This is a genomic window from Streptococcus sp. 3874 (genome assembly GCF_013276425.1).
GTDB lineage: Bacteria > Bacillota > Bacilli > Lactobacillales > Streptococcaceae > Streptococcus > Streptococcus pseudopneumoniae.
The window spans coordinates 23,727-34,358 of sequence record NZ_VMLA01000089.1 but is presented as its reverse complement, the minus strand read 5'-3'; the positions used below and the strand labels follow the sequence as shown (position 1 = coordinate 34,358).

The 10,632-nt window shown below is 37.7% G+C and carries 11 protein-coding genes; 6 read left to right on the top strand and 5 right to left on the bottom strand.

Going from position 1 to position 10,632, the window contains the following annotated elements:
- Positions 1-141: 141 nt before the first annotated feature.
- The 4 genes from HT703_RS08840 (at position 142) to HT703_RS08825 (ending at position 3,557) form a co-directional block, all read left to right on the top strand.
- Entirely contained in the window at positions 142-1,293 is a 1,152-nt protein-coding gene (locus tag HT703_RS08840; protein ID WP_138703593.1) for an MFS transporter, read from the top strand.
- Between the two features lie 312 nt (positions 1,294-1,605).
- On the top strand, positions 1,606-2,355 hold the full coding sequence (truA, locus tag HT703_RS08835) for a tRNA pseudouridine(38-40) synthase TruA (RefSeq protein WP_172930037.1): 750 nt from the start codon (positions 1,606-1,608) through the stop codon (positions 2,353-2,355).
- Positions 2,345-3,118, top strand: a complete 774-nt coding sequence (locus HT703_RS08830; RefSeq protein ID WP_000794765.1) for a bifunctional hydroxymethylpyrimidine kinase/phosphomethylpyrimidine kinase — start codon at positions 2,345-2,347, stop codon at positions 3,116-3,118. The genes truA and HT703_RS08830 overlap by 11 nt, the downstream gene beginning before the upstream one ends.
- Positions 3,096-3,557 carry an ECF transporter S component gene (locus HT703_RS08825; protein ID WP_000814970.1) on the top strand — a complete coding sequence of 154 codons (462 nt, stop codon included), beginning with the start codon at positions 3,096-3,098 and terminating at the stop codon, positions 3,555-3,557. The genes HT703_RS08830 and HT703_RS08825 overlap by 23 nt, the downstream gene beginning before the upstream one ends.
- Before the next feature lie 146 nt (positions 3,558-3,703).
- Here HT703_RS08825 and HT703_RS08820 read toward each other — a convergent pair whose 3' ends face one another.
- The 4 genes from HT703_RS08820 to HT703_RS08805 are packed head-to-tail and all read right to left on the bottom strand — an operon-like array spanning position 3,704 to position 6,991.
- The gene (locus HT703_RS08820) at positions 3,704-4,177 is read right to left on the bottom strand and encodes a GNAT family N-acetyltransferase (protein ID WP_000155488.1); all 474 of its coding nucleotides are present in this window, start codon (positions 4,175-4,177) and stop codon (positions 3,704-3,706) included.
- Between the two features lie 48 nt (positions 4,178-4,225).
- Positions 4,226-4,948 (bottom strand): ABC transporter permease, encoded by a 723-nt coding sequence (locus HT703_RS08815; protein ID WP_000191422.1) that lies wholly within the window; start codon positions 4,946-4,948, stop codon positions 4,226-4,228.
- A gap of 1 nt (position 4,949) precedes the next feature.
- Positions 4,950-5,861, bottom strand: a complete 912-nt coding sequence (locus HT703_RS08810) for an ABC transporter ATP-binding protein (protein WP_000205301.1) — start codon at positions 5,859-5,861, stop codon at positions 4,950-4,952.
- Positions 5,858-6,991, bottom strand: coding sequence for a ThiF family adenylyltransferase (locus HT703_RS08805; protein WP_023936973.1), 1,134 nt, complete (start codon positions 6,989-6,991; stop codon positions 5,858-5,860). Before HT703_RS08805 ends, HT703_RS08810 begins: the two co-directional genes overlap by 4 nt.
- A 440-nt stretch (positions 6,992-7,431) precedes the next feature.
- Here HT703_RS08805 and HT703_RS08800 point away from each other — a divergent pair, with 440 nt between their 5' ends.
- Together HT703_RS08800 and HT703_RS08795 are read left to right on the top strand one after the other, a co-directional pair.
- A complete protein-coding gene (locus HT703_RS08800) occupies positions 7,432-8,139 on the top strand; it encodes a LytTR family DNA-binding domain-containing protein (RefSeq protein WP_054392603.1) in 708 nt (235 codons plus the stop codon).
- Entirely contained in the window at positions 8,139-9,407 is a 1,269-nt protein-coding gene (locus HT703_RS08795; protein ID WP_000961370.1) for a GHKL domain-containing protein, read from the top strand. The genes HT703_RS08800 and HT703_RS08795 overlap by 1 nt, the downstream gene beginning before the upstream one ends.
- Positions 9,408-9,425: 18 nt before the next feature.
- On the opposite strand, the gene HT703_RS08790 is transcribed toward HT703_RS08795, so the two are convergent.
- Entirely contained in the window at positions 9,426-10,508 is a 1,083-nt protein-coding gene (locus tag HT703_RS08790; RefSeq protein ID WP_000040911.1) for a Xaa-Pro peptidase family protein, read from the bottom strand.
- Between the last annotated feature and the right edge of the window lie 124 nt (positions 10,509-10,632).

The following is a 10,632-nucleotide window of genomic DNA, read 5'->3' as shown; positions in this document are numbered from 1 at the left end:
ATTTTCATTGAGTATAAGACACAAGGGATTCATTTTCGAGTTTGAGAAGGAGTCTGTGTACCAATGAGGCTTCTTCTTTTCTTGCTTTTTTGATAACTATCAAAAAAGTAGAAGATTAAGAGAAATATAGAAAGAGATTTCATGAAACAATTTTTAGAACGGGCCAGCATTTTGGCTCTCTCCCTCGTTTTGATTACCTCCTTTTCCATTTCGAGTGCCCTACCAGCCATGTTTGACTATTATCAGGGTTATTCTAAGGAACAAATTGAGCTCTTGGTGAGCTTGCCTTCCTTTGGAATCATGATGATGTTACTGCTAAATGGTTTCTTAGAAAAAATATTTCCTGAGCGCTTACAGATTAGTTTGGGCTTGCTGATTTTATCATTGAGCGGTACAGCTCCCTTCTGGTACCAAGCCTATTCCTTTGTCTTTGGAACACGGCTTCTTTTTGGTTTAGGTGTTGGGATGATCAATGCCAAGGCCATTTCTATTATCAGTGAACGCTATCAAGGAAAAAGGCGAATTCAGATGTTAGGGCTACGCGCTTCTGCAGAGGTCGTTGGAGCTTCTCTCATTACCTTGGCCGTCGGTCAGTTGTTGGCCTTTGGTTGGACAGCTATCTTTCTAGCCTATAGTGCTGGATTTTTGGTGCTGCCCCTTTATCTGCTCTTTGTCCCTTATGGAAAATCAAAGAAAGAAGTCAAGAAAAGAGCGAAGGAAGCAAGTCGTTTAACTCGAGAAATGAAAGGCTTGATTTTTACCCTAGCTATCGAAGCGGCAGCTGTAGTTTGTACCAATACAGCTATTACCATCCGTATTCCAAGTTTGATGGTGGAAAGAGGATTGGGGGATGCCCAGTTATCTAGTTTTGTTCTTAGTCTCATGCAGTTAATCGGGATTGTGGCTGGAGTGAGTTTTTCTTTCTTGATTTCTATCTTTAAAGAGAAACTGCTCCTCTGGTCTGGTATTACATTTGGCTTGGGGCAAATCGTGATTGCCTTGTCTCCATCCTTGTGGGTGGTAGTAGCAGGAAGTGTTCTGGCTGGATTTGCCTATAGTGTAGTCTTGACGACGGTCTTTCAACTTGTCTCTGAACGAATTCCAGCTAAACTCCTCAATCAAGCAACTTCATTTGCTGTATTAGGCTGTAGTTTCGGAGCCTTTACGACCCCATTCGTTCTAGGTGCAATTGGCTTACTAACTCACAATGGGATGTTGGTCTTTAGTATCTTAGGAGGTTGGTTGATTGTAATCTCTATCTTTGTCATGTACCTACTTCAGAAGAGAGCTTAGGATTGATTCCTAAGTTTTTCTTTTGATACTCAATGAAAATCAAAGAGCATAGTTGATTGAGTTTGGAATAGTACGCTGTAGCTGCTAAAATATTTCTAGAAATTAATTTGACTTTCCTAATAGAATTATTCATATCTTATTTCAATCTACTATAGAAAGCTAGCCGCAGGTTGCTCAAAATAGTGTGTTGAGGTTGCAGATGGAAACTGACGTGGTTTGAAGAGATTTTCGAAGAGTATGAGATTTTTATACCCATACAATATTTGTTTTAGGTCCTTGTTTACAGACTAATTTCTTGATAAAATAGAGGTTATGACGAGATATAAAGCAACTATTTCCTATGATGGTTATGCCTTTGCTGGCTTTCAGCGCCAGCCTCATGCGCGTAGCGTTCAGGAAGAAATTGAAAAAACCTTGACCAGGTTAAATAAAGGGCAAGCTATTACTGTTCACGGTGCTGGTAGGACAGATAGTGGGGTTCATGCTCTGGGACAGGTGCTTCATTTTGACTTGCCCTATCAAATGGATGAGGAAAAACTTCGCTTTGCCTTGGACACCCAGTCCCCTGAAGATATTGATGTGATTTCGATTGATCTGGTAGCGGATGATTTTCATTGCCGTTATGCTAAGAATAGCAAGACCTATGAGTTTATCGTGGATAGAGGACGTCCCAAAAATCCCATGCGCCGTCACTATGCCACCCACTTCCCTTACCCACTTGATGTGGAGAGGATGCAGGAGGCCGTCAAAAAGCTAGAAGGAACCCATGATTTCACTGGCTTTACAGCCTCTGGGACTAGTGTAGAGGATAAGGTTCGCACTATTACAGAAGCCAGTCTTAGGGTTGATGAGACAGGCCAGTTTTTGACTTTTACCTTTTCAGGAAATGGTTTCTTGTATAAACAGATTCGCAATATGGTGGGGACACTGCTCAAAATTGGAAACAACCGCATGCCAGTAGAGCAGATTGACCTGATCTTGGAGAAAAAGGACAGGCAGCTTGCAGGTCCCACTGCAGCACCAAATGGTTTATATTTAAAGGAGATTCGTTATGAAGAATAATCGTATTTTAGCACTTTCTGGAAATGATATTTTTAGTGGTGGTGGCCTGTCAGCTGATTTGGCTACCTATACTTTGAACGGCTTGCATGGCTTTGTAGCAGTGACTTGTTTGACAGCCTTGACAGAAAAAGGATTTGAAGTCTTTCCAACTGACGATACCATTTTTCAACATGAATTGGATAGCTTGCGTGATGTGGAGTTTGGGGGAATTAAGATTGGTCTTCTCCCTACTGTCAGTGTGGCTGAGAAGGCATTGGACTTTATCAAGAAACGCCCAGGAGTGCCTGTGGTATTGGACCCTGTCTTGGTCTGCAAGGAAACGCACGACGTAGCAGTTAGTGAACTTTGCCAAGAGTTGATTCGCTTTTTCCCTTATGTCAGTGTGATTACGCCTAACCTCCCAGAAGCAGAATTATTAGCTGGTCAAGAAATCAAAACCTTGGAAGACATGAAAACTGCAGCGCAGAAATTGCATGATTTAGGAGCGCCAGCAGTCATTATTAAGGGAGGCAATCGCCTTAGTCAGGACAAGGCTGTGGATGTCTTTTATGATGGACAAAACTTTACAGTTCTAGAAAATCCTGTCATTCAAGGGCAAAATGCTGGTGCAGGTTGTACCTTTGCTTCCAGCATTGCCAGTCATCTAGTCAAAGGTGATGAACTTTTACCAGCAGTAGAAAGCTCAAAGGCTTTCGTTTACCGTGCCATTGCACAGGCAGATCAGTATGGAGTAAGACAATATGAAGCAAACCAAAACAACTAAAATCGCCCTTGTATCCCTCTTAACCGCCCTTTCTGTGGTTCTAGGCTATTTCTTAAAAATTCCAACACCGACAGGTATTCTAACTCTTTTAGATGCGGGTGTTTTCTTTGCGGCCTTTTACTTTGGTAGTCGTGAAGGAGCTGTAGTCGGAGGACTAGCAGGTTTCTTGATTGACCTCTTATCAGGCTATCCTCAGTGGATGTTCTTTAGCTTGGTCAACCATGGCTTGCAGGGATTTTTCGCAGGATTTAAAGGAAAAACTCAGTGGTTAGGCCTTATCTTAGCAACGATTGCCATGGTAGGGGGTTACGCCTTGGGTTCTACATTGATGAATGGCTGGGCAGCAGCCCTACCAGAAATTTTACCAAATTTCATGCAAAATATGGTAGGGATGATTGTAGGATTTATTCTTAGTCAAAGTATCAAGAAGATTAAGTAAAGAGGCTGAGTCAAAAGTCTTTCAAATAAGAAAAACGCATAGTATCAGGTTTGAAAAGCTTGATACTATGCGTTTTATTGTGGGAAGATTTTCCTCATTTTCTAGTGAAATTGAACTTTTTCTAACATCTTTTTATAGATTACTTCTTAATCAATTATCATTTCCATTGTTGTTTCTTGGGGTTTCATCCCTTGTCTTTGATAAAAGCGGAGAGCACCCTCGTTATCATTCCAGACACTTAGGGTTAGATTATGGCAGCCAATTTCTTTAGCATAATTGAGAGCGAATTGATAGAGTTGATCACCAATTTTTTGACCACGAGCATTTTGATCTACACATAAATCTTTGATAAAAAGGGTTTTGATTTCTTGGAGAACAGGATTATCTGTTTTATCTTTTATGGTACAAAATAGGTGTCCGAGAACTTGTCCCTTCTCATCTTCAAAAACAAAAATAGGGGTATGTTCTTGAGAGAGAATATTTTGCAACTCAGAGGAACTATATTTAGTCCCAGTTTGCTTAAAAATATCTGGTCGAGCTTGGTGGTGAAGCGTAAGGATTTGTTGTAATAAATCGAGTAATTTAGGAATATCTTCTTGTTTAGCTTTTCGAATAGTCATGAAGGTTCTTTTTATTGGCTTAGTCTATAAGAAAAGCTTTAGGAGCAATCATTTTTCTTTATGAAGAGTTCTTAAAATAATTAACTGTGTTGACATAATCCAAAGAATGAGAATACTCATGTCCAATAGAGAAACATTTCCGTAGTCGTAAAGGCTGGCTCGCAGAAGATTTGAGGAAGGGACGAAAGGGAGGGCACGGTAAAGATGGTTTACCCACTCAGGTAGTCGATCTGCAGGATACATGAGTGGTGAGAACATGAGTCCAATCATAAGAATTAGCTGCGACATAAGGGTTACTGTATTTGGAGAAAAGGTGTAGGCTATAGCAAATCCCAGACTAATCATAGTAAGACAAATCAGAAGCACAATAAAAACACCAAGAAAAGATGGATGGAGACGAACAGAAAAACGGACATACCCAAGTAGAATAGAAATAAAAACTCCCGGCAAAATGGCAATTAACCACATCCACAAGTCAGCGAGAGAAATGAATATCCTAGGGATGGGTAAGGCACGAATATAATCAAAATGCCCTTCCAACTTATCATTTGCTATAACAGGGGAGGAAATTGTACAACCCATGGAGATAATTCCAATTAAAACAGAACCAGACGAAAGATAGTAGGCAGTAGTCGAATCGATATCGCCAATAACTAGAGGGTAGCCAAAAAGAAGAGAAATGGATAAGAGGAGCTGTGCTAGTGTAAAAAGGATGAAAAGCTCTTTTTGGCGCAAGTAGTTCCAATGAAGTAAGTAAAAAAATTGAGTCATATTAGTTGGTTAGCTCCTCTCTATAAAGGTCAGAAATAGTCAATGTTTTTTGATGAAGAGAGAGATTGGAAATTGTTTTTTGACCAAGTTCTTCTGTCAGTTGTGCTATCAATGGAGCTAGACTTCTTTCCTCAATCTCTAATTGACAACTAACACCATTGATAATTGTATAATCTTCTATTTTGTCTAATATACTTTTAGTCTTAAAATCAAAGCTTATCTGATACAGTTTGTCATGGATGATTTGCTTAACCTTTCCTGATTTGAGCAATCTACCATTATTAAAGAGGGCGTAATTATCTGCATATTTTTCAACCTCCAGAAGATTATGAGTAACGATAATAATGGTATGCCCCTTGCTAGCTAACTTTTGCAATAATTGCCATTGCTTTTCACGACGAATGGGGTCAACATCATTTGTTGGTTCGTCAAGAAGAATGATGTCTGAGCTACCGATTAGTGTCATAGCGAAGGAAGTTAGTCTTTTGAGACCGCCCGAAAGATCCTTACCTTTTTTGTAACGATAGTCTTCAATTTCTAAATCAGTGAGAAGCTGGCTGATTGTTTTTTCTAGTTCTTGGGAACTCAATCCTCGCATTTTTCCAAGTATTTCTAAATTTTGTTCTACGGTTAATTTGTCGAGTGGGGCATATTGTTGAGACATATAACTAATTAAGGTGCGTGCTTGTTTACGATTGTATATAAAAGAAATATCACCATACAAAATATCTCCTTGGTCAGGTTTAGTAAAACCAATCATTTGATTCAATAGAGTAGATTTTCCAGCTCCATTGTGTCCCAAAAAAGCCGTGATTTTTGCTGGTGATATTTCTAAGGAAATATGATTATTGGCTAAGTGCTGACCATCAAAAGATTTAGTCAAATTATCAATTACGAGTTTTGCAGTTGTCATAACTTTAATTCTCCGTACTTAGAAAAAATTTCCCAATCGTCTTCTTTACCTGTGCCGCATGTTGGACATTCATCAAGATAGCGTCCCCAAGAATCGTGTGTGAATGAGGCTCCGTTTTCATAATTGATTTCGTATTGATGGTTAAGGCTAATTGGTTCCGTATATTGAGTTAATAATCGGATAGTTTCATCAACAATGGCAGAAGTCAGTTGAAATATTGCTGGACCATAGGCTATTGTAGGGATTGTTTTTGTAATCGTACGAACACCGTGGAATTGTTCAAGGAATAGAGTGTCAATTTTTGTATAATAAATATTTAAACAATCAAAACAGCCTGTTTGGTAAGGGATAACTGAATAGACACGACCACGACTAACTTGACTGGCGCCAAATATACAGGGAATATTTTTTGTAACGATTGCTTTATTTACGATACGTTGAATATCATATTGGGGTTCATCAATCACACATATCGTAATATCAACATCATCAAGTAAAGGAATCAAGTCACTTACAGAGGTGATACGTATATTATGGGTTTCTACTTCAATATCGGAATTCATTTTTGTAACTTCTCTATGGGCAATTTGAACTTTAGATAAGCCAATATCATCTTCCTTGTATAGAAATTGTCTTCCTAGATTACTTTGCTCAACAATGTCAAAATCCACTATTTTTATCTTTTTAGGTCCCAAGCCTGCTAGTAATGTCAGTATGTTAGAACCCCCACCACCAAGACCTAGTAAAAGGATAGTAGACTGATGAATTTTTTTCTGTGTTGCAATACTATCTTGGAAGCTATTTAAATAGCGACTGAAATAATATATATTTGAATGATAACGTTCTTTAATATCCTGAATTTCGCCCGCTTCTTCGAGAACCCCCTCATTATCTAAGAGTTCAAGAGCGCCTGTGATGTCTTCTTCAGTTAAATCATCATATTTTGTTAGCATGATATTGAGAATATCTTGAAAAGGACGTCCGTCCAAAATATTGACTAAATTCCACATTTTATTATTATCATCCTTAATTTCTGTGGTTATACCAATTTGTAGCCCAATCCTAAATAAATTTTTATGAAGTTTATAAACAGGATATATTTCTTTTATTCTTGGATGATAGAATTTCATTTTAACCTCACTATTTTATTAAAAAAGGAAGACGAGGTGATTATAAATCATATATCCTCGTCTTGCAACTCCTAGTTCCTATTACAAATGGAAATAAGTAGAAAGAAAATGGTGAACCTATCTACTCAATTCCAACAGTAGGAATAAATAGAAAAGAACTCCTCTAAAAACTCAATTTTAAAATGCTAATTTTTCAACCTTTTCTGGTTACTAAACATAGAAAACCGGTAGTTTTTAGAGGTGCCCAAAATTTAGAAAACACCCCAGCTAATATCAGTTTTAGCAATAACTTTACGCACTTGAATATTTTTCATTTTTGTAACTCCTTTCATATTTGATAAGAATATTGTATAATAAATTAACGATTTTTTTATCAGCATGTCATAATTGACGTATTTGACGTTATAATTGGCAAAATCATGCTTGTAGTGAGGAATTTGATGTTAAAAGTTGCGATTTGTGATGATTCTAATAGGGATGGTAGTCAGCTAGAAAACTTACTCTTATCTTATAAGGACATCAAAATAGAAACGAGTGTTTATACGAATCCCCAAAAACTATTAGAACAATTGACAGAGAAGTACAGTTGTGTTTTTTTGGATATCGAGATGCCACAGATAACAGGAATTGATATGGCACAAAAAATCCGTAAGGTAAACCCTTTTATCCCGATTATCTTTGTTACCAGTTATCGAGATTATATGGAGCAGGTTTTTGAAGTGCAGACTTTTGATTATTTACTTAAACCAGTGACTTCTAAAAAATTATATAAAACTCTGGATAGAGTGGTACGTTTTTTGAATTTAGGGCAAGCTGTATTTACGTTTACTTTTGGAAAGCAGCATTATTCACTGCCTTTAGATGACATTGTATTTTTTGAAAAGGATAAGCGTGCTGTCTTTATTTACACTAAAGATCAGACTTACAAAGCTTTGCTTAAAACGAAAGATATTTTAGAGAAATTACCTGATTACTTTATTCAAATTCATTCTTCCTATATTATCAATCCTAGATATGTGACAGAGTTTGATTCGCAAATAGTCACAATTTTAAATGGAATGGATGAAAATCACCTTCCAATTAGCCGAAAATTTCAAACGTCTTTTAGAGAAAAGTATTATTATTATCTGAGTGAGAGGAATTTTTAATGTTAGTCAGTTTGCGGATTGTGAGTATTCTGTTTGATTTATTTTTGGGAATTATTTTCTTTTATAGACCTCTGTCCCAAAAAGAAAAGTCTAGGAGAATTTGTATCTTTACTTCTCTCCTTTTATTTTTCCATGCCTTGTTGACGATATTATTTTCAGGAGCTAATCTTTTCTTAGTAGGGAATCTTATTCTCAGTATCGCAGAGTATTATTTTTTAGGTCTTTATTTTGGATATGCTGTTCAAGAATCTTCGTTTTGGATTTTTTGTCAGATGAGTCTAACTTTACTAGCTGGTACTATACTCAATCAAGCAGTGCAACTATTTTCCCCTTTATCAGTCATTTCAGAAAATCTAATAGCCATGCTTTTTTATCTCGCTGTAGCTTTTCTTTTATCATTGCTAGTGACCCTGGTTCTTCGACAACTTTTTCGTGCACATCAAAAGTTAGTTTATACTGTTTCTAAAGGGACTTGGTTATACCAGTTTATTGTACCATTTTTGTCCATTTGTTTTGCTTTTACAGTATCAGCGATTCAAGGGCAAGTGTTTGAGAAGGATTATCTTTCTTTTGTTTCTGTATTAGCCCTCATTGTGTTAACGTTCTCTTCTCTCTATTTCACCCTATATCTTTCTCAGCAACAACAGAGGTATTATCAAAGCATACTAGAGACGGAACAGATGACCTTTCAACTGAGAGAAATGAAACAATCTAAAAAAGATTATAGGAGGATTCAAAGGATTCAACACGATTTGAAAAATCAACATTTAATCCTCCTTGCACTTTTAAAAGAAGATCCTGAACAAGCGAAGTCTTATCTCCAAAGCATGACAAATAGTATAGAGAACCAAACTGTCTGTTACTCCAAGAATACAACAATTAACTTTTTACTCAATCAAAAATTACAGGATAAGGTAGAGGACATACAATTGGAAATTGATTGTTTTGTACCTCAACGATTGGAAATCAATCCAGATATTTTAGCGGTTTTACTTGGTAATTTGTTGGACAATAGTCTTGAAGCCTGTATGCGCTTGAGTAATAAAGAAGATAGGGTCTTGATCTTAGGAATACGATATTTTCAGAAGAAACTCTTTATTGCTATCGAGAATTCATTTGATGAGAATGAATTGGTAATACGAAAGGAACGTCAGACAGAGGGATGGGGGCTTAAAAATATTGAGAGACTTGTAACCAATCATAGGGGAACAATGAAGAATTTCATTCAGAATGGACGTCATAAAACAGAAGTGATTCTTCTTGTCTAACTAGGGTTTGTTGCTATCTTAATCAAAATAAAGCAAGTCTTTGCTGGTACTTGTAAAGAGGTCAAAGCCATCCTTGGTAACAACACCGCAGTCTTCAATACGAACACCGACTTTACCAGGGATATAGATACCTGGTTCAACAGAGAAGCACATGCCTTCTTCGATGACCATGTCGTTTCCTTCCATGATAGATGGGAATTCATGGACATCCATACCGATACCATGCCCGAGACGGTGGTTGAAGTACTCACCATAACCAGCTTTTTCGATGACCTCACGGGCAGCGCGGTCCACTTCATGAGCAGTCACACCTGGCTTGATAAAGTCAAGAGCAGCTTGTTGGGCTTCAAGAGTCAAGTTGTAAATATCTTTCTTGAATTGGTCTGGTTTGCCGACAGCGACTGTACGAGTCATATCTGACGCATAGCCATTGACCAGAACACCAAGGTCAAAGAGGAGAAGAGCATCATTTTCAACCTTATTAGCTGCTGGAATGCCGTGTGGATTCGCAGCATTATCACCAGTCAAGACCATGGTATCAAAGCTCATTTCGTAACCTTCACGTTTCATGGCAAAGTCAATTTGTGCGATGATATCTGTCTCAGTCTTGTCAAGAGAAATATTGTCAAAACCAACATGAACAGCCTTGTCAGCATAAAGACCTGCAACCATCATTTTTTGTACTTCGTCAGCTGATTTGATGAGGCGCATGCGTTGGATACGAGGAGTGAGGTTTTCAAACTCAGCAGTTTCAAAAACTGTTTTCAAACCATGGTATTTGGTCAAGATGAGATTGTCAAACTCAACAGCGACACGTTTGAAGTCAAGTTGTGGAAGAGCATGTTTGATTTTTTGCCATGGATTTTCAGAATCGACATAGCCCACTACTGGGAAGGAAACGGTGCTACTTGCACGTTCTACTTCAAGAGCTGGGACAAAGAGGAGAGGTTCCTGATCCGCTAGGACAAAGAGGAACATTTGGCGTTCATGGGGATCACTGTAAAAACCAGTGAGGTAATTGATTGTGACGGGGTCAGATACGACAGCGACGTCTAGTTTTTCTGATTCAAGATATGTTAGGATTTGTTGTAATTTAGACATATGCTACCTTCTTTCTACCCCTCTATTTTGGCAAAAAAAGAGAGAAAATGCAAGGGAGAAGGGTAAAAGAAAAGACAAAAAAACTCCGACAAGATAACGGAGTTCTTTGATATAGTTTCACTTT